Annotated in this window: 13 protein-coding genes; 7 read left to right on the forward strand and 6 right to left on the reverse strand. The window is 71.3% G+C overall.

The window, feature by feature from the left end; all coding sequences use genetic code 11:
- Window positions 1-73 precede the first annotated feature (73 nt).
- On the forward strand, window positions 74-931 hold the full coding sequence (locus EV279_RS10900; RefSeq protein ID WP_133543401.1) for a DUF559 domain-containing protein: 858 nt from the start codon (window positions 74-76) through the stop codon (window positions 929-931).
- 111 nt (window positions 932-1042) lie between these two features.
- Here the strand turns inward: EV279_RS10900 and EV279_RS10905 are convergent, their stop codons facing one another.
- A complete protein-coding gene (locus tag EV279_RS10905) occupies window positions 1043-2206 on the reverse strand; it encodes a glutamate--cysteine ligase (RefSeq protein ID WP_133543403.1) in 1164 nt (387 codons plus the stop codon).
- Window positions 2207-2536: 330 nt separating this feature from the next.
- On the opposite strand from EV279_RS10905, the gene rpsP reads away from it, so the two are divergent.
- The 4 genes from rpsP to EV279_RS10925 all read left to right on the forward strand — a co-directional run bounded on the left by rpsP (window position 2537) and on the right by EV279_RS10925 (window position 8121).
- Window positions 2537-2959 (forward strand): 30S ribosomal protein S16, encoded by a 423-nt coding sequence (rpsP, locus tag EV279_RS10910; RefSeq protein WP_133543405.1) that lies wholly within the window; start codon window positions 2537-2539, stop codon window positions 2957-2959.
- A 3-nt stretch (window positions 2960-2962) separates the two neighbouring features.
- Window positions 2963-3193: an RNA-binding protein gene (locus tag EV279_RS10915; protein WP_133543407.1), complete on the forward strand. Its 231-nt coding sequence runs from the start codon at window positions 2963-2965 to the stop codon at window positions 3191-3193.
- Window positions 3193-3915, forward strand: a complete 723-nt coding sequence (rimM, locus tag EV279_RS10920; RefSeq protein ID WP_133543409.1) for a ribosome maturation factor RimM — start codon at window positions 3193-3195, stop codon at window positions 3913-3915. The genes EV279_RS10915 and rimM overlap by 1 nt, the downstream gene beginning before the upstream one ends.
- Before the next feature lie 99 nt (window positions 3916-4014).
- Window positions 4015-8121, forward strand: a complete 4107-nt coding sequence (locus EV279_RS10925) for a bifunctional nitrate reductase/sulfite reductase flavoprotein subunit alpha (protein WP_133543411.1) — start codon at window positions 4015-4017, stop codon at window positions 8119-8121.
- Between the two features lie 197 nt (window positions 8122-8318).
- Here EV279_RS10925 and EV279_RS10930 read toward each other — a convergent pair whose 3' ends face one another.
- Window positions 8319-9755, reverse strand: coding sequence for an MFS transporter (locus EV279_RS10930; protein WP_133543413.1), 1437 nt, complete (start codon window positions 9753-9755; stop codon window positions 8319-8321).
- Between the two features lie 166 nt (window positions 9756-9921).
- Between EV279_RS10930 and trmD the strand changes: the two genes are divergently transcribed.
- Both trmD and EV279_RS10940 read left to right on the forward strand, forming a co-directional pair.
- Window positions 9922-10599: a tRNA (guanosine(37)-N1)-methyltransferase TrmD gene (trmD, locus tag EV279_RS10935; protein WP_133543414.1), complete on the forward strand. Its 678-nt coding sequence runs from the start codon at window positions 9922-9924 to the stop codon at window positions 10597-10599.
- A gap of 48 nt (window positions 10600-10647) precedes the next feature.
- The gene (locus tag EV279_RS10940; RefSeq protein WP_133543416.1) at window positions 10648-14346 is read left to right on the forward strand and encodes a DUF5979 domain-containing protein; all 3699 of its coding nucleotides are present in this window, start codon (window positions 10648-10650) and stop codon (window positions 14344-14346) included.
- Window positions 14347-14375: 29 nt separating this feature from the next.
- On the opposite strand, the gene EV279_RS10945 is transcribed toward EV279_RS10940, so the two are convergent.
- From EV279_RS10945 to nirB, 4 genes are read right to left on the reverse strand one after another with little or no spacing between them, the layout of a single operon-like run.
- Window positions 14376-15521, reverse strand: coding sequence for a uroporphyrinogen-III synthase (locus EV279_RS10945; RefSeq protein ID WP_243728534.1), 1146 nt, complete (start codon window positions 15519-15521; stop codon window positions 14376-14378).
- The gene (gene cobA, locus EV279_RS10950; RefSeq protein ID WP_133543418.1) at window positions 15518-16750 is read right to left on the reverse strand and encodes a uroporphyrinogen-III C-methyltransferase; all 1233 of its coding nucleotides are present in this window, start codon (window positions 16748-16750) and stop codon (window positions 15518-15520) included. Before cobA ends, EV279_RS10945 begins: the two co-directional genes overlap by 4 nt.
- Window positions 16747-17127 (reverse strand): nitrite reductase small subunit NirD, encoded by a 381-nt coding sequence (gene nirD, locus EV279_RS10955; protein ID WP_133543420.1) that lies wholly within the window; start codon window positions 17125-17127, stop codon window positions 16747-16749. The genes cobA and nirD overlap by 4 nt, the downstream gene beginning before the upstream one ends.
- Entirely contained in the window at window positions 17124-19703 is a 2580-nt protein-coding gene (gene nirB / locus EV279_RS10960; protein WP_243728535.1) for a nitrite reductase large subunit NirB, read from the reverse strand. Before nirB ends, nirD begins: the two co-directional genes overlap by 4 nt.
- Window positions 19704-19801: the final 98 nt, after the last annotated feature.

Below are 19801 nucleotides of genomic sequence, written 5' to 3' on the forward strand. Positions count from 1 at the left end.
GGCGCCCGACGGGAATGTGAACAGAGGTCGAGGCGCGGCGGCTCGTGCGCCGAAGTTCCGACAGGGTGGACGGATGCCTCGCCCCGCCGACTTCGTCAGATGGCTCTCCGCCCGAGGCGGCATCGCGCACAGTTCGGAGGCCCGGACTGCCGGATTCCCGACCCAGACCATGGTGGCGGCCGTCGACGATGGACACGTGTCGCGCGTGCGCCGCTCCTGGCTCGTCCTGCCCGGCGTCGACCGGCGAATCGTTCGCGCCGTCGCCGTGGGTGGCCGCTTGAGCTGCATCAGCTCAGCCGCGCGGCGGGGGTTCTGGGTACCCGCCCACGAGGACCTGCATGTCGCGGTCAAGCCGACAGCATCCAGAGTTCCCCGAGAGGGGGTCGTCGCACACTGGTCGCTCGGTCCCGAGCCCGTGAGCGCGCACGCCGTCGAGGACCCGCTTCTGAACGTGCTTCTCCATGTCTCAGAGTGTGTGCCGCGGGAGTCGGCGCTGACCGTCTGGGAGTCGGCGGTCCGCAAGGGCGCGGTCAGCCTCGATGCACTTCGTCGAGTCGACTGGGGGAGCTCTCGCGCTCGAGTGATCGCCGATGCATGCTCGGCGTTGAGCGACTCCGGCCTCGAGACCATTTTCCGGTCCCGGATCTCACCGTTCGGCGTGGTCATCCGCCAGCAGGTGTGGATCGACGGGCATCCGGTCGACTTCCTGATCGGCGACCGCCTCGTGGTCCAGATCGACGGCTTCGAGCACCACAGCTCGGCTGCCGACCGTCGGCGGGACATCGCCGCGGATGCTCGCCTCGTGCTTCTGGGATACACCGTGCTGCGGTTCGACTATCAGCAGGTGATGTTCGACTGGCACGTGGTCGAGCGGACGGTGCTCGCCGCCGTCGCTCAGGGCCTTCATCGCCGGATGGGCTCACGAGCGTAGGAGAAGGCGCGGAGGTAGGACCGCGCGCAGCGGCTGCGTCCTACGCTCGCTCGAACTCCTACCTTCGTGAAGGTCGGGGTGTCGGGAGGTCGGAGTGTCAGTGGCGGGATGTCAGTGGGCGAGCTGGGACAGATGCTCGCGCAGCGTCGGCCCGGCGCGGAACTCGCGGATGAGGTGGTGCACCACCTCCCGCAGGTCCCCCTCGGCCGCGTCGGCCACGAAGAGCTGCCGGGCGTACGACGCGCCCTGCGTGAGAGTGGTGTCGAGGCCCGCGAACTCGCGCGCGCACTTGAGCTCGACGGCGATGTCGATGAGACGGTCCATCGTCTCGGCGAGGTGCTCGCGCACGGGGGCCTGCGTGCCGTCGGCGTCGACGATGATCCGCGCGTCCAGGCCGTAGCGCGCAGCGCGCCACTTGTTCTCGCGGACGAACCACGGCTGGAGCGTCGGAAGGGAGCGCCCCTCGTCGAGCTCCCGCGAGAAGTGCTCCACGAGCACCTGGACGAGCGCGGCGATGGCCGCGAGCTCGGGAAGCGTCGACATCCCGTCGCACGCGCGCACCTCGATCGTGCCCCACCTCGGTGCGGGCCGGATGTCCCACCGCACCTCCGTCGCGTCTTCCATCACGCCGGTTCGCACGAGGTCGCCGAGGTAGCCCTCGAACTCCGCCCACGACTCGAGCGGCCACGGCAGACCCGCCGTCGGCAGCTGCTGGAAGACGAGCGAGCGGTTGGAGGCGTAGCCGGTCCGCTCGCCCGCCCAGAACGGGCTCGACGCGGACAGCGCCTGAAGATGCGGCAGGTAGACGGCCAGCGCGTTGATGATGGGGAACACCTTGTCGACGTCGTCGACGCCGACGTGCACGTGGATGCCCCAGATCATCATGTTGCGACCCCACCACTGCGTCCGCTCGATGAGCTTGTGGTACCGGGTCTTGTCGGTGATGCTCTGGTCGTACCACTGCGCGAACGGGTGGCTTCCCGCGCACAGCAGCTCGATGCCGCGCGGATCGGTTTCCCGGCGGATGGCCGCGATCGCGTCGGCGACGTCGTCGACAGCGGCGGCGACGGTGTCGCCGATGCCGCTGGTGACCTCGACCGTGTTGGTGAGAAGCTCGCCCGTGACGGTGTAGCGCTCGAGCGCCGTCGACTCCTCGAGGGCCGGCAGGATCTCGGGTGCTCGCGGGACGAGGTCGCCCGACGCGCCATCCGCGAGCATCAGCTCCCATTCGATCCCCACCGAGGAGCGGGCGGATGTCGCGAAAGGCACCGTCATGGGCACAGTTTCGCACGGGGATGCCGCGCCCCGGCGTCGCTCGCACCGGTGTGCGTCGCCGGGCGACATCTCGCCGCCGCGCCCGCCGCGGCGTTGCGCTTCGCGCCGCACGGTGCCGGCTGATCCGTCGCTCGCGGTCGGATCGTCCATCGTCCGCTCGAGCGCGCATGCCGGTTCGCGGCTCGTGAACGGATCTGGCAGAATAGAGGGTCGGACCGCTTGCTCGACCCTCTATCCAGCGACAGGTCCTCCCTTTCAGAGCTTCCGCCGGGTGTGCACCCCACGCTCCAGGCGACCGGTTCACTTCCTTTCCACACATTCAGGAGAATCGTGGCTGTCAAGATCCGTCTCAAGCGCCTGGGCAAGATCCGTGCGCCCTACTACCGCATCGTCGTCGCCGACTCGCGCACCAAGCGCGACGGTCGTGTGATCGAGGAGATCGGCAAGTACCACCCCACCGAGGAGCCCTCGTTCATCGAGGTCGACTCCGAGCGCGCGCAGTACTGGCTGAGCGTCGGCGCCCAGCCGAGCGAGCAGGTTCTGGCCATCCTCAAGCTGACCGGCGACTGGGGCCAGTTCAAGGGCGACAAGAACGCCGTCTCGACCGTGCGCACCGCGGAGGCCAAGCCCGACTTCGAGGTCGACGCCTCGAAGAAGTCGGTCGTCAAGCCCCAGGCCGAGAAGAAGGCCGAGCCGGTCGCCGAGGCCCCGGCTGACGAGGCCGAGGCCGCTCCGGCCGAAGACGCCGAGTAATCCGTGCTCGCCGCCGCGCTCGAGCACGTCGTCAAGGGGATCGTGGATCACCCGGACGACGTCCGCATCCACTCTTCGACGTCGCCCCGCGGCGACGTCCTCGCGGTGCACGTGCACCCCGATGACCGTGGTCGCGTGATCGGGCGCGGCGGACGCACGGCCAAGGCCCTGCGCACGTTGATCTCGGCGCTCGCCGACGGACGACGCGTGCGCGTCGACGTCGCGGACGACTGATGGCGCAGGAGCACGAACCCGACTCGACGACACCGGAAGAGGCCAAGGCCGCAGCCCGGCCGCCGAAGTCGGCCAAGAACCAGCTCCGGGTGGGACGCCTCGTCAAGGCCCATGGCCTCAAGGGCGCCATCAAGCTCGAGCTCTACACCGACGATCCCGAGGGACGCTTCGTCCCGGGTGCCACGTTCACCCTGCAGGTCCCCGAGGCGTCGCCCTGGCACGGCAAGCCGCTCACGGTGCGCGAGTTCAAGTGGATGAACAGCCATCCCGTCGCGTTCTTCGAGGGGGTCGACGATCGCACGGCCGCCGAGGGTCTGATCCGCGCGATCCTCTGGATCGATGAGGATGCCTCGGCAGCTCCCGCCGAGGACGACGCCTGGTACGACCACCAGCTCGTCGGACTGGACGTCGTGCGCGAGGGCGACGTCGTCGGTCGCGTGATCCGCGTCGACCACCTTCCCGCGCAGGACCTCCTCATCGTCCGCGGCAGCGACGACGACGAGATCCTCGTACCGTTCGTCAAGGCGATCGTGCCCGAGGTGGACATCGCGGCCGGCCGCGTCGTGGTGACGCCGCCGCCCGGCCTCTTCGAGGAGCTCCCCGGTCAGGACGACGAGCCCCAGGCATCCACCGGCTCCGGCATGTCCGATTCGGAGGGGATGCCCGGCGACGAAGCCTCGGGCGAGCCCACGATCGGCGACACCGGGCGCGCCGACGACTGAAGCGCCTCACACGCCGGATCGCACGCCGGTGAGATCGGTGTGACCAGGCGGTAACACGGCGCACGACGTCGTGGAACATGCATCCGCGAGCATCGGGGCATGAGCCCTCTCGCGGACGCGGCGGCGGTGCGCTCAGCGGCACCGACGACCGAGGTGCGCGCAGCGTGCTCCTACTGCGGAGTCGGATGCGGCGTCACCGTGTCGACGGACGGCTCGAGCGTCGTCAGGACATCGGGTGACAGGCTGCACCCCGCCAACGCCGGCCGGCTCTGCACGAAAGGCGCGACGCACCTCGACCTGATGCAGGCGCCCGGCCGGATGGCGACGGCGTTCATCCGGCCCGCGCGAGGCGAGGACGCCGTGCCGACGCCGCTCGACACGGCGATCTCCGAGGCGGGCACGCGGCTGCGGGCCATCGTCGACGAGCACGGACCGGATGCCGTGGCCGTGTACGTCTCGGGGCAGATGTCGATCGAGGCCCAGTACCTCTCCAACAAGCTCGTGAAGGGATACCTCCGCGGCATCCACATCGAATCGAACTCGCGGCTGTGCATGGCCTCGGCCGGCACCGGCTACAAGCAGTCGCTCGGGGCCGACGGCCCGCCCGGATCGTATGAGGACATCGATCGCGCCGACCTGTTCTTCGTCATCGGGTCGAACATGGCCGACTGCCACCCCATCCTCTTCCTCCGGATGGCCGACCGGCTCAAGCAGGGGGCGAAACTCATCGTCGTCGATCCTCGCCGCACGGCGACGGCCGACCGCGCCGACCTCTACCTGCCGATCACGCCGGGCACCGACCTCGCGCTCCTCAACGGCCTCCTGCACCTGCTCGTCGAGACGGGGGCGATCGACGAGCGCTTCATCGCCGAGCACACCGACGGGTGGGAGGCGATGCCCACGTTCCTCGCGGACTACCCGCCGAGCCGTGTCGCCGAGATCACGGGGCTCGCCGAGGGAGACATCCGCACCGCCGCGCAGTGGATCGCGGAAGCCGGCGAGTGGATGACGCTGTGGACGATGGGGCTCAACCAGTCGACGCAGGGCACCTGGCACACCAACGCGATCTGCAACCTGCACCTCGCCACCGGCGCCATCTGCCGGCCGGGCAGCGGACCGTTCTCGCTCACCGGTCAGCCGAACGCCATGGGCGGCCGCGAGATGGGATACATGGGGCCGGGTCTTCCCGGGCAGCGCGCCGTCTTCGACGCCGACGATCGCGCCTTCGTCGAGGGAGTCTGGGGGCTCCCGTCCGGCACGATCCGAGCCGAGGCGGGCACCGGCACCGTGGACATGTTCCGGTCGATGGCCGAGGGCCGCATCAAGGCCGCGTGGATCATGTGCACGAACCCCGTCGCTTCCGTCGCCAACCGCAAGACCGTCATCGCGGGCCTCGAGGCCGCAGAGCTCGTCATCACGCAGGACGTCTTCATCGACACCGCCACGAACGCCTACGCCGACGTGCTGCTGCCCGCCACGCTGTGGGTCGAGGCCGAGGGCGTCATGGTCAGCAGCGACCGCACGATGACGCTCGTACAGCGGGGCGCGCACCCTCCCGGCGACGCGCTGCCCGACTGGCAGCTGATCTGCCGCGTGGCCCGTGCCATGGGCTTCGCCGACGGCTTCTCCTTCCAGACGAGCGCCGAGGTCTTCGACGAGATCCGTCGGTTCTGGAACCCGCGCACGGGCTGGGATGTGCGCGGTGTGACGCACGAGCGCCTGCGGGCCGGGCCCGTGCAGTGGCCGGCTCCGCCTGGAGACGCCGAGGCGCGGCATCCCATCCGGTACGTCAACGACGGCGTGAGCCAGGCGCGCCACGTCGCGGACGATGGCTCGACCCCGCGGCTGGCCTTCCCGACGCCGTCACGCCGCGCGCAGTTCCTCGCCCGCCCGCACATCGGGCCGAAGGAGCTGCCCGACGACGACTACCCGTGGATCCTCAACACCGGGCGCCTTCAGCACCAGTGGCACACGATGACCAAGACCGGCAAGGTCGCGAAGCTCGTGAAGCTCGATCCCGATCCGTTCGTCGAGATCCATCCCGACGATGCCGTACGGCTCGAGATCGCCGAGGGCGACCAGGTGGAGGTGTCGTCGCGGCGAGGACGTGTCGTGCTCCCGGCGGTGCTGACCGAGCGGGTGCAGCCGGGCGGCTGCTTCGCGCCCTTCCACTGGAACGACGAGCAGGGCGAGTACCTGACCGTCAACGCGGTCACGAGCGACGCCGTCGATCCCGCCTCGCTGCAGCCGGAGTTCAAGTACGCCGCCGTGGCGCTCCGTCGCGTGGGTCCCCCGCCGTCGCGTCCGGCGGACGGGAGGGACGAGGGTCGGATGCCGCTTCCCGCCGCCGCCGCGAACCTCCTCGGCGCCCGTCTGAGCGAGGACGAGGGCGCCTACGTGTCGGGCTTCCTCTCAGCGCTCGAGGCCGCGCCGCCCGAAGCGGGGACCGCGCCCGTGCTGCCGCCCTCCGCACCCCTCGGCGACCTCGCCCGCGCGTGGGTCGAGGGCGTCCTCGCGGGCCTGTACTCGCGCATGCCCATCGCGTCGCCATCCGCCGCGACCGGCGTCGTCTCGGGGGTCACGGTGCTGTGGGGCTCGCAGACCGGGAACGCCGAGGAGGTCGCCTCCGCCTGCGCCGCGACGCTCGTGGGACGCGGCATCCCGACCCGCGTCGTCAGCATGCTCGATGTGTCGCTCGCGCGCCTCGCCGAGACCGAGACGCTCCTCGTCGTGACGTCGACGTTCGGCGACGGCGGTCCGCCGGACAATGCGGCAGACCTCTGGGCCGCGCTCCAGCACGCCGACGCGCCCGACCTCGCCCGCGTCCGGTACGCCGTCTTCGCGATCGGCGACTCGAGTTACGACGACTTCTGCGGCCACGGCCGGGGGATCGACGAGCGGCTCGCCGCACTCGGCGCGACGGCGATCGTGCCGCGCGTGGACTGCGAGCCCGACTGCGCCGAGCCGGCTGCGGCATGGCTGGAGGACGTCCTCGCAGCCCTGGGCGACGCGCGGGCGGCGAGAGCGGCGGCCGGCGCAGCCGGGTCGGGGACGGCCGCCGAGGCATCCGTCCCCGCCACCCGACGCCTCTTCACGCGGTCGAACCCGGTGCGGGCGGCCCTGGTGACGAACACGCTCCTGAGCGGGGCCGGCTCCCGGAAGGAGGTGCGCCAGTTCGGCTTCGACCTCGCGCCCGCCGGCGTCTCATACGAGGCCGGCGACTCGCTCGGCGTCGTGTGCGCGAATGCCCCGGCTGCCGTCGCGGAGTGGCTCGACGTGACGGGGCTCCCGCCGCGCACGGTCGTCGAGCTCGACGGTCACGAACGCCACCTCGACGAGGCCCTCGCGACGCAGCTCGACATCTCGAGGATCACGCCGGACCTGCTCGCATTCGTCGCGGAGCGCTCGCAGGACTCCGCGCTCACGACGCTGCTTCGCCGCGAGAACACCGCGCGGCTCGAGCAGTTCCTGTGGAGCATGCAGGCGGTGGATCTGCTGCATGAGTTTCCGGTGCGGGCCGGCGCGGACGAGTGGATGACCGTGCTCAAGCGCCTGCAGCCGCGCCAGTACTCCATCTCGTCGAGTCCCAAGACCAGTCCGCACGAAGTGCAGCTGACCGTATCGGTCGTCCGCTTCGAGACGGAGGCCGGCCGCCGTCGCGGCGGCGTCGCCTCGACCTACCTCGCGGACGTCGTCGGCGGCGGAGAGGCGTCGGTCTACCTGCAGAAGTCCCCGCACTTCCGGCCTCCCGCAGCAGGCGACGCGCCGATGATCATGATCGGGCCGGGGACGGGCATCGCGCCGTTCCGCGCCTTCCTGCACGACCGACGCGCCGGGGGCCACGCGGGCCGCAACTGGCTCTTCTTCGGCGAGCAGCACGAGGCGACGGACTTCTATTACCGCGACGAGCTCCTCGAGATGCGCGATGACGGCTTCCTCACGCGCCTCGACGTCGCCTTCTCGCGCGACCAGCGGCAGAAGATCTACGTGCAGGACCGGATGCTGGAGCACGGCGTCGAGCTCTGGCGCTGGCTCCAGGAGGGGGCGCACCTCTACGTCTGCGGCGACGCGAGCCGCATGGCGAAGGACGTCGACGACACGCTGACGACCATCGCGCGCCGCCACGGCGGCCTGTCGGAGGACGACGCCGCCCAGTTCACGAAGACGCTCGTCGGGCAGAAGCGCTACGTCCGCGACGTCTATTGACACCGCACGGGGGGAGGAGATGGCGCGAGGGAGTCGCCGGCCCGGGCCGGCATCCCGCGTTCACTCGGCGGGAATCGTCGCGGACGCGGCCTCGATGCGACGGATTGCGTCAGGTGGATCGGCGCGGCGGGCGGGAAGAGCCGCTCACACGAGAAAGGGCCGCACCCCGGAGGGTGCGGCCCTTCGAGCGGGGTCGATCAGATGCGCTGGCGGGCGAGCGAGCGACGCGGCACGATGTAGACCGAGATCGTCAGGACCAGGAGCGCGGCGTACGCGAGGACGAAGCCGTAGAACGCGGCCGTATATGCGCCCGTCGCCGTCTGCGACAGGTTCAGCATCTGCGGGATGACGAAGCCGCCGTAGGCGCCGATCGCCGAGATGAGGCCGAGGGCCGCCGCCGCCTTGCGCTGCATCGCGACGCCCGCATCGGGGCGGTCGGATGCCGTTGCGAGGGCGCGCGCGGCGAACACGTTCGGGATCATCCGGTAGGTCGAGCCGTTGCCGACGCCCGTCGCGGCGAAGAGCACGAGGAAGCACGCGAGGAAGATCCAGAAGTTCTGGAGGGGGAGGGTCCAGACGAGGGCGAGCGCGCCGAGCGCCATCACGGTGAAGGCGCCGACGGTGACCCGCGCGCCGCCGACGCGGTCGGCGAGCCTGCCGCCGTACGGGCGGGCGACGGAGCCCACGAGCGCGCCGAGGAAGGCGAGCGAGACCGCCGCCTGGCCGACCTGGATCGTCGAGAAGGCCGGGAACTGGTCGGCGATAAGCTTCGGGAAGACGCTCGCGAAGCCGATGAACGAGCCGAACGTGCCGATGTACAGCACGGCGAGCAGCCACAGGTGCGGCTCGCGGAGCGCGGCGGCCGAGGCCGCGGCATCCGATCTCGCATTGGACAGGTTGTCCATGAACCGCCACGCGCCCCAGATCGCGAGGAGGATGAACGGCACCCACATCCAGCCCGCGAGCGAGATGTTCAGCGTCGCGGAGGCGCCGAGGGTGACGACGATCGGCACCGCGAACTGGGCGACCGCCGTGCCGATGTTGCCTCCGGCCGCGTTGAGGCCCAGCGCCCAGCCCTTCTCCTTCTGCGGGAAGAAGTAGGTGATGTTCGCCATCGAGCTCGCGAAGTTGCCTCCGCCGAACCCTGCGAGCGCCGCGACGACGAGCATGAGGCCGAACGGCGTCTCGGGGTTGCCGACGACGACGCCGAGCAGGACCGAGGGGATGAGCAGCAGAGCCGCCGAGATGATCGTCCAGTTGCGGCCGCCGAACCGCGCGACCATGAAGGTGTAGGGGAATCGCATCGTCGCGCCGACGAGGCTCGGCACCGAGATGAGCCAGAACGCCTCGGAGCTCGTGAACGAGAAGCCCGCCGCGGGCAGCATGACCACGACGATGCTCCACAGCTGCCACACGATGAAGCCGAGGAACTCCGCGAAGATCGACCAGCCGAGATTCCGCCGGGCGATCGCGCGGCCTTCGGCTTGCCAGAACGGCGCGTCCTCGGGGTTCCATCCGTCGATCCAGCGTCCGGGACGGCGTGCGAGGGTGACGGCGCCTGTGCTGCCGGAGGCGTCGGCCGTGCTGCCGGCGGCGTCGGCGCCGCCCTGGGGGGATGTCACTGTCGTGGTCATCGCGCTCTCCTCGGGAAGGGTATGAGGCGAAGCTACGGACGGCGTGTTTCGCGCCGTCGGCCCCCGCGGTTACCTCTTCATCACATGTCCGTCACGGGGTGCGCGCCGGGCGGGTGAGGCCCGCGTCACACGTCGGAAACATGGGCGGATGCCTAGACTTCACTGCGTGCGCATCGACATCGTGACCATCTTCCCGGGGTTCTTCGATGTGCTGGACGTCTCACTCATCGGCAAGGCGCGGGAGCGCGGCATCCTCGACCTCCGGGTCCACGACCTGCGTGAGTGGACCCACGACCGCCACCGCACGGTCGACGACACCCCGTACGGGGGAGGGGCGGGCATGGTCATGAAGCCCGAGCCGTGGGGCGAGGCGCTCGACGCCGTGCTCGACGACGAGGCGCTTCTGCTCGTCCCGTCGCCGGCGGGGGAGCGGTTCACGCAGAAGCTGGCCCGCGAATTCGCGGAGGAGCCGCATCTCGTCTTCGCGTGCGGCCGTTACGAGGGGATCGACCAGCGCGTCGTCGATCACTATTCCCAGCGCGGCCGGGTGCGCAGCGTGAGCCTGGGCGACTACGTGCTCAACGGCGGAGAGGTCGCCGCGATGGCGATGATCGAGGCGGTCTCGCGCCTTGTGCCGGGGGTCGTCGGCAATCCCGAGAGCCTAATCGAGGAGTCGCACGAGGAGGGGCTTCTGGAGTACCCGAGCTACACCAAGCCGCCCATCTGGCGAGGGCTCGAGGTGCCGCCGATCCTCCTGGGCGGCAACCACGGTGCGATCGCCGAATGGCGGCGCGAGCAGAGCGTCGAGCGCACGCGGCTTCGCCGGCCGGACCTCCTTCCGTAGAGTCTTCCGCCTTCCTCCTTCCCGCCGGCGCGGATAGGGTCGGAATCGATGCGCCGGTCGACTCGTCCCTCCCGAGAAGTGCCGATCCGACGCCGTCTGGGCGTTCTCCTTGCTGGAGCGGTCGTCGCGGGGCTCGCCGCGACGGTCGGTGTCGCCGTCTCGCCGGCGCCTCCGCCGGCCGACGCCGCCTACCCCGACACCTTCAATCCGTTCTCGATGAACGGCGGCTTCACCGTCTATGCGCGCGAAGACCTGACGATGGGCAACGACGAGACGGAGGGCAGCCTCGCCGCGGGCGGCGTCGCGACGACGCAGCAGGGCGCCGGTGATCAGTACACGATCATCCACGTCTCGGCCGGGACGGCTGACTACACGCTGCCGACCGTCGACGGCGACCCCACCCGCCTCCTCGTCGGGAGCTACAGCCCGTCCAGCGGGGGCATCCTCGCCATCACGAGCGCCGGCACCTCGGATCCCAGCCTGCAGGGCGATCTCAAGATGGTGGAGCGCGACGGACCGTGGCAGGCCTTCGCGCGCGCCGATTGGCTCAGGCTCAACCTCGACGCGGGCAACCCCGATCAGACGCCGCTTCTCGATGCGACACACCAGGACTACCCGGCGCACGCCGCGCCTCCGGCGGGTCCCTTGGGCGGGCACAGCATCCATACGATCAGAACCGGTGACTCCGCCGTCGCGGATTATGTGGAGGAGAACGCCGAGGCGTCGTACGAGCTGGCGAAGGACTGCCTCGACGGCGTGGCCGATCCGTCCGCCGGCGTCGGCAACCCCGTGGGGATCGCCGAGGATGCGGGGGACCGCGTCGTCCTGGAGCCCCTCAGCGCCGATCAGCCCAACGTCGTGCAGTACGCCGACATCGCGGGAGCGGGCCTCATCCAGTTCTCGGCGGGGCCCACGCCCGGTGTCGCCAACCCCCTCATCATCCGCGTTCCCGCCGGGACGACGACGGTGAGCGCCGCGCGGGTCGACCCGCAGGGAGCGTACTCGCCGTACATCTTCTGGGACCTGTCGGAGATCACCGGCGACGTCGCTGTGAATGCCGCGCAGAGTCGCATCGACGGCTCCATCTACGCGCCGGAGGCCGCCGTCACCGTGAACGCCGCACCCCTCGACGGGCAGGTGATCGGTCGCGACGTCGTCCTGCGCGGCGGCGAGGTGCACTCCTTCCTCTTCGCCGGGCAGCTCGCCTGCGCGGCCGACAGCGGGACCTTCGTGATGCGCAAGACGCTGTCCGGCATCGAGGCGGACGACCTCCCGGCCGGCACGACATTCACCGTCAACTACTCCGCGACGCGCCCCGACGGAACGGTCACGACGGGCTCCGTGCAGCTTCCGGCGTCCGGGGAGACGGTCGGCCCCGGCATCCAGTTGCCGATCGGCACCACCGTCGAGTTCGACGAGATCCCCCCGGCGAGCGTCCCGCCCTACCTCTGGGCGGACCCCGTCATCACCCCGAATCCGATCACCATCGCCGCGGGAGCCGCGGAGGTCGTCGTCGAGAACACGGCGGTCCTTCGCGCGGGCACCTTCAGCATCCGCAAGGTCGTGGAGTCGGCTGATCCGGATGCCCCCGACGTCCCGGCGCTCGCAGGCACCGTGCCCGTCTCCTGGACCGCGCGCGCGGGCGGCGGGACGCTCGCGAGCGGCACCTTGGACGTCCCCCTCGACGGCACGACGGTCGAGGTCGGGCAGAGCTTCCCCCTGGGCACGCGGATCGAGCTCAGCGAGGACCTCGACGCGGTCGCGCTGCCGGACGGATACCACTGGGTGGGCTCCGCCTGGAATCCGGGCAGGGCGTTCCTCATCGATCGCGCGAACACGACGACGGCCGTGGTGCTCACGAACTCGCTCGCGCCGGACGATGCCGGCCGCGTCGTCTCGGTCGTCAAGGAGACGATCGGCGAGGCCGCCGATCCCCGCTACACGTACGCGATCTCCTACAACACCGACCCGCCGGGGGAGCGCGCGACGCGTCCGATCGCCGTCGGCGACCCGGTGACGCTCGATGACCTCGAGACGGAAGCGGACACCCTCGCCCTCGCGGAGCTCGTGCCCGAGCTCGACGGCACGCCGGTGGACGCCGCCGATTGGGATCTCCCGGTCTTCCGCGTGACGATCGACGGCGTCACCGAGGAGTACCGGCCGGAGAACTTCGAGGGCGCCGGGCCGCTGGAGAGCGCGATCGTGAACATCCCGCTGCCAGACACGGGTGAGGTGGTCATCGCCGTCGGCAACGCTCTCCGGCGGGGCACCTTCCAGCTCTCGAAGGACTTCGCACGCGCTGACGGCCCGTCTCTGCCGGTCCCGCTGAGCTTCTCCGTGGGGTGGACGGCGACGACGCCGGCGGGTGCCACGGCGGAGGGGACCGTCGTCCTGCCCTCCGACGGCACGCCCGTCTCGCCGGTGGATGCCTCGGGCCCGCCTCTGCTGTTCCCCTACGGCACCGTCGTGGCCTTCGAAGAGACGGGGCTGCCGAGCATCGCGGGCGTGGACTGGCAGGATCCCGTCTACACGCCCGAAGAGCTGACGATCGGCGCGGGGGGCGAGGCAGTCGTCAGCGGCACCGTGACCAACTCCGCGATCCTCGCCGACGGCACCTTCCTCGTGCGCAAGAGCCTCGTCGGCATCGACCCCGCCGAGGTCCTGGTCGACTCGTTCGAGGTCCGCTATTCCGCGCGCACGGTGTTCGGCGACGTGATCACGGGGACGATCGACGTGCCCGCCGACGGCACCCCGGTAGGTCCCTCGGATGCGGACGGGCCGATCGTCTTCCCCGTGGGGACCGTCGTGACCCTCGCGGAGGCCCCGCTCGACGAAGCGGACCTCCCGCCGGCATTCGATTGGGCGAGCTCGTGGTGGAACCCGACGAACACGCTCATCGTCCAGGCCGACGTCCTCCCCGAGCTCGAGGTGACCAACTCGGCCGTCGAGCTCACCCGCATCAACGTCGTGAAGGAGCTGGCCGGCGACGCGACCGGGCGAGTGCCCCCCGGGACCGAGTTCTCGGTCGACTGGTGGCTCAACGGCGAACCGCAGGAACGCGTGATCCTGATTCCGGACGTCGTCAGCGAGACCGGCTATATTCCGGTCGGCTCGATCGTCGAGGGTCGCGAGGGTCCCCTCCCCGACATCCCGGGGGTCGAGTGGGGTCCGGTCAGCTGGACGGCGAACGGCGGCACGCTCGTCCCCGACGAGACAGGCCGCGTCGTGATGCCCTCCGAGGCGATGACGTCGGGGGCGACGGTGGCCTTCTCCATGATCAACACCGCGGCTCTCGCGCCCGTCGGCGGGTTCTCCGTCGCGAAGACCGTCATCGGAGCGGGCGCAGCCGACGTGCCCGCCGGCGCGCGCTTCACGATCCAGTACGCGGTCGACGAAGGGCCCGTCCAGACGGCGACGCTCGGGGCCGGGCAGCGGCTCACCGTCTCGGATGTGCCGGCAGGCGCCGTGCTGCGCCTCCGGGAGCTCGCGCCGCCGGCTGTCGACGGCGTGAGCTGGGGCTCACCGACGTGGAGCGCGGGGGGTGCCTCGCTGGCGCCGGACGCCGAGGGGTGGGTGACCACACGTGTCACCGCCGGATCGACCGTCGCCTTCTCGCTGGTGAACACTGCGCACGACGGCGCGCTTCCCGTCACCGGCGGGACGCTGTCGCCGCTGGCGGCGCTGGCGGCCCTCGCGCTGATCCTGGTGGGCCTCGGCCTCGTGACCCGTCGCGTCCGCCGCGCGTAGGCGCGGCGCGACGACCACCTCCGGCCGGATCAGGCCGTGCCCGCCGGCTCGAGGACGTTCAGACGGTAGCCGCGCTTGACGACGGTCTTGATGAGATCCGGCACGCCGAGGGCCTCGCGCACGCGCGCGACCGCCATCTCGACGGCGTGCGTGCTGTCGCCCGACCGCGGGAGCGCGCACTGCAGCGCCGTGCGGGCGACGACCGACCCGTCCGCGTCGAACAGCACCCCGAGGAGCTCCACGCCCGTGCGCGAGAGCGGAACGAACCTGCCGTCGAGCACGGCGCCGCTGCTGCGCAGCTCGAGGTGCCCTGCCGTCGTGGCGCGCGACGGCGCATTGCCGCCGCCGAAGTAGGTGACGACGCCTCGCACGAGCGACCCCAGACGGCCGCGGTCGGCGATCAGAGGCGCGAGCCCCTCGTCCATGAGAGGACCCGCGGTGATCGGCCCGACGGCCGCGAGCAGCACGCGCCGCCTTTCTGCGCGCCGGCGGATGTCGTCGAGTACCCCCTCGCGCCGCGCGGCCTCGAGCCACTCGAAGGCGCCGGGTGCCGACGTGAAGAGCACGGCATCCACCTCTCCGGCGCCCGTCGCGACGACGGACTTGCGCACGATCTCGGGGTCGGGCGGCGGTCCCCACCGATAGACGGTGAGGCTCACGACATCCGCTCCGTCGCCCCGGAAGAGCTCATCGAGCCCGTCGGCGCCCGAGCCGTGGTGCTGCACGGCGATGCGGCGGCCGGCCACGCCCTCCGCGAGGAGGAACTCGCCCAGCTCCGCCGACGTCTCCGACTCCGCGACCCAGTCGGCCGTGAACCCCGCCTGCTGGATCGCCCCGCGCGCCTTCGGGCCGCGCGCGACGATCTGCGCCCCCGCGAAGGCCTTGTTCAGGTCGTCGAGCAATCCGGCTTCGTCAGCCGCCTCCATCCACCCGCGGAAGCCGACCCCCGTCGTGGCGACGACCACCGCGGGCGGATGCTCGATGAGCTCGCGCGTCCGGGCGATGAGCGCCTCGTCGTCGATGTGCGGCACGATCGTGAGCGCCGGTGCGTGACGGACCGTCGCGCCGTGGCGCTCCAGCGCGGCGGCGAGCTCGCCGGAGCGGCGGTCGACGGCGATGACGACGGTGCAGCCGTCGAGGGCCGCCGAGAGGGCGGGGCGCAGAGCTTCGGTCACAGGGCAGCGTCGCCGATCAGTTGCGGGTGGGGCAGGAGCAGGTCCGCGCGAGCGACCTCGCCGATCACGATGACGGCGGGGTTCGCGACCGCAGCGGCTGCGGCGTCCGCGACGGCGCGGCCGAGGGTCGTCCGGGTGGTGCGCTGGCGCGCGGTATGGCCGTTCTCGACGATCGCGACCGGCCGGTCCGCTGGCGCGCCCGCGCCGAGGGCCGTCTCGACCAGCCGCGGAAGTCCCGCGACGCCCATCAGGACGACCGTCGTGACGGCGGGGTCGGCGATCGCCGCGAGCGTCGCCGGGGTGGGAGGCGCCTGTCCGTTGACGACATGGACGGATGCCGCGCTTCCACGATGCGTGACGGGGATCCCGGCGGCCTGCGGGACCGAGACGACACTCGTGAGGCCCGGGACGACGTCGACCGGCACGCCGGCCGCGAGGCACGCCGCGACCTCTTCGCCGCCGCGGCCGTAGACGAACGGGTCCCCGCCCTTGAGCCGCACGACGCGCTTGCCGGCGCGCGCGTGCTCGACGAGCAGCCGGTTGATGTCCTCCTGCGGCACCGGGTGGCAGCCCGGGCGCTTCCCGACATCGATGATCTCGACGTCGGGGTCGAGCTCGCCGAGGACGTCCGTCGGGCCGAGACGATCGGCGACGACGACGTCGGCCTCGGAGAGCAGTCGCCGGCCGCGCACCGTCATCAAGTCGACCGGTCCGGGGCCGCCGCCGACGAGAACGACCCGCCCCGCCGTGGTGGTGCGGCGACGGCGCAGCGGCAGGCGCCCCTCGCGCAGGAGGGCGGCGATGGCGTCGCGCAGACGTCCTGCGCGTCGCGGGTCCACTCCGGCATCCGACATGACGCCGACGAGCACGTCGCCCGAGCGCGTCTCGGCGGTCAGGCGCGCCGAGCCGTGCGCGCCGTCCGACGCGTTGACGCAGAACACACGCGCGCGCTCGCACGCCGCGGCGATCGCCGCATCCGTCCGCGCGTCTCCGGTCGCGGTGTGCACGAGCCACGCGCCGTCGACGTCGGCGGCGCGCGCGGGTCGTGCCGCCCAGGCGAGCCCGTGGTTCGAGACCAGCGCCCGGACGTCGTCGCACACCGCCGGCGCCACGATCCGCACGACCGCGCCGTCGTCGAGGAAGCGCTGCAGGCGGCGTGCGGTGACCGACCCGCCCCCGACCATGAGCACGTCGCGACCCGCGAGCGAGATGCCGAGCATCGTCGTCATGAGCGACCCTCCTTCAGGTAGACGTCCCCGTCGCGCACCGCGACGGGCCAGACGGCGAGGGCGGCCGGCTCCTTGCCCTGCGTGTCGAGGCAGACGCCGGTGCGGAGGTCGAAGACCTGCTTGTACATCGGCGATGCGACCGTCGGGGCATCCTGCCGCGTGCCCACGATGCCGCGCGCGATGACGTTCGCGCCGCTGTACGGGTCGAGGTTCGAGACGGCGTGGACGCGGCCGTCGTGCATGAGGAAGAGGGCGACCTGCACGTCGCCGAGCAGCGCCGCGCGCCCGCGCTCGACCTCGAGGTCGGCCATCCCGCACACGCGCGCCCACGCCCTTCCTTCCGTCGCCTCGTCCGACGTCGTCTCAGCGATCGTCATCGCCGTACCTCCAGCGTCGTCCCGGCGATGAGCACCCGGGCATCTTCGCGTTCCTCGGTCGTCGCCGGCCGCGGCTGGCCCCGCTCGAGGGTGTACGCGAGCGAGGGGTCGGGTGTCGTCGGCGCATTGACGAACGAGGCGAAGCGGCGGAGCTTCTCGGGGTCTTCCAGCGTGGCCTTCCACTCGTCCTCGTAGGCGCCGATGTGCGCGGCCATCGCCGCGTCGAGGTCGGCGCAGATGCCGAGGCTGTCGTCGAAGATGACGGCGCGGAGCCCTTCGATCCCTCCGTCGAGGTCCTCGAACCACGGAGCGGTGCGCTGCAGGCGGTCGGCGGTGAAGATGTAGTACATCAGGAAGCGGTCGATCGCCGTGAGCAGCTCGGCGTCGCTCAGCCCCTCGGCGAGCAGCACGGCGTGACGGGGGGTGAACCCGCCGTTGCCGCCGACGTACATGTTCCAGCCCGCCTCCGTCGCGATGACCCCGACGTCCTTGCCACGCGCCTCCGCGCACTCGCGCGCACAGCCCGAGACCCCGAGCTTGAGCTTGTGCGGCGAGCGCAGACCGCGGTAGCGCAGCTCGAGCTGCACGGCCATGCCGACGGAGTCCTGCACGCCGTAACGGCACCACGTCGAGCCGACGCAGGACTTCACGGTGCGCAGCGACTTCCCGTAGGCGTGCCCGGACTCGAAGCCCGCGTCTACGAGCCGCTTCCAGATGTCGGGAAGCTGCTCGAGGCGCGCGCCGAACAGGTCGATGCGCTGGCCGCCCGTGATCTTCGTGTAGAGGCTGAAGTCCTTCGCGACCTGGCCGATGACGAGGAGCCCCTCCGGCGTGATCTCGCCGCCGGGGATGCGCGGGACGACGGAGTAGCTGCCGTCCTTCTGCAGGTTGGCCATGACATGGTCGTTCGTGTCCTGCAGCGTCGCGTTCTCGCCGTCGAGCACATGCGTGCCGGTGAGCGTCGCCAGGATGCTGGCGAGGGCGGGCTTGCAGATGTCGCAGCCGCGGCCGAGGCCGAAGCGCTCGATGACGGCGCTGAAGGTCGTCAGGCCCGAGACGCGCACAGCGTCGAAGAGCTGTCGGCGCGACAGGTCGAAGTGCTCGCACAGCGCATTGCTCACCGCCGCTCCGGACCTCGCCAGCTCCGTCCCGACGATCTTCTTCACCATCATCACGCACGAGCCGCACGCGGCCCCCGCCTTCGTGCAGGCCTTCACGCCCGCGACGTCGGTGCAGCCCGCATCGTGGACGGCAGCGCGGATGCCGCCCGCCGTGACGCTGTTGCACGAGCAGACGAGCGCCTCGTCGGGCAGGTCGCCGGCCGGGGCTGCCGGGCCGCCCTCGGGCAGAAGGTAGGCCGCCGGGTCGCCGCCCAGCGCTCCGCCGACGAGCGGTCTGAGCGACCCGTAGGCCGATGCGTCGCCCACGAGGATGCCGCCGAGAAGCGTCCTGGCGTCGTCGGACAGCACGAGCTTCTTGTAGACCCCGGCGACCGGATCGGCGTACACGACGTCGAGCGCTCCCGGCGTCTCGGCGAACGCGTCGCCGAAACTCGCGACGTCCACTCCGCTCAGCTTGAGCTTGGTCGACAGGTCGTAGCCGGGGAAGGATGCGTCGCCCCCGAGGAGCCGCGTCGCGGCGACCTCGGCCATCGCGTAGCCCGGCGCGACGAGCCCCACGCAGAGCCCGTCGAAGTTCGCGACCTCGCCGACGGCCAGGATCGACGGATCCGAGGTCTGGCAGCCCGCGTCGATGAGCACGCCGCCGCGAGGGTGCACCTCGAGCTCCGCCTCCCGGGCCAGCTCGTCACGCGGGCGCACCCCCACGGTGAAGACGACGACATCCGTGGGCTCGTAGCCGCCGTCGCGGAACTCCAGGCCTGCGACCCTGCCCGAGCGATCGGCATCCAGGCGCGTCGTGATGGCTCCCGTCTTCACCGTGATGCCGCGCGACTCGATGAGGCGGCGGAGGGCGTCGCCGCCGGGGAGGTCCAGCTGCGCCGACATGAGCCGCTCCGATGACTGCACGACCGTGCACGACACGTCCAGACCCTGGAGCGCTCCGGCTGCCTCCAGGCCGAGTAGACCGCCGCCGATCACCATGCCGGTGAGCGGGCGGCCGAGCTCTCGGCTGCGCGCCTGGACGAAGGCCCGCAGGCGCTCCACGTCGTCGAGGGTGCGATAGACGAAGCAGCCCTCGTGCCCGAAGCCCTCCACCGCGAGTCGGGCCGCGTACGACCCCGTCGCGAGCACCAGGTGGTCGTAGGGGACATCCCGCCTGCTCGCGGTCGTGACGCGCCGGGCGACCCGGTCGATCCGGACGACGGGGTCGCCGGCCAGAAACGTCACGCGCTCGTCGTCGAGAACGGCGCGGTCGAGCGTCAGGTCGTCGGGTGATGCGCCGGCGAAGAAGCTCGTGAGACCGACCCGGTCGTACGGATGCCGCGGCTCCTCGCCGATCACCGTGACGGCCCATGACGCGTCGCCACGGCTCAGCAGGCTGTCGACGAAGCGGTGCGCGACCATGCCTGCTCCGACGACGACCACGCGCGCGCCGGGTGCCGCGGTGGAGCTCATGGCGTCACGATAGGCGGGAGATGTTGCGCGCCCGTCAGCGGATTGTTTCCGGCTCTGAACATCACGCGCGACACCGCGCTGCGGTCCACGCGATGCTG

This window comes from Microbacterium sp. BK668, assembly GCF_004362195.1.
Taxonomy (GTDB): domain Bacteria; phylum Actinomycetota; class Actinomycetes; order Actinomycetales; family Microbacteriaceae; genus Microbacterium.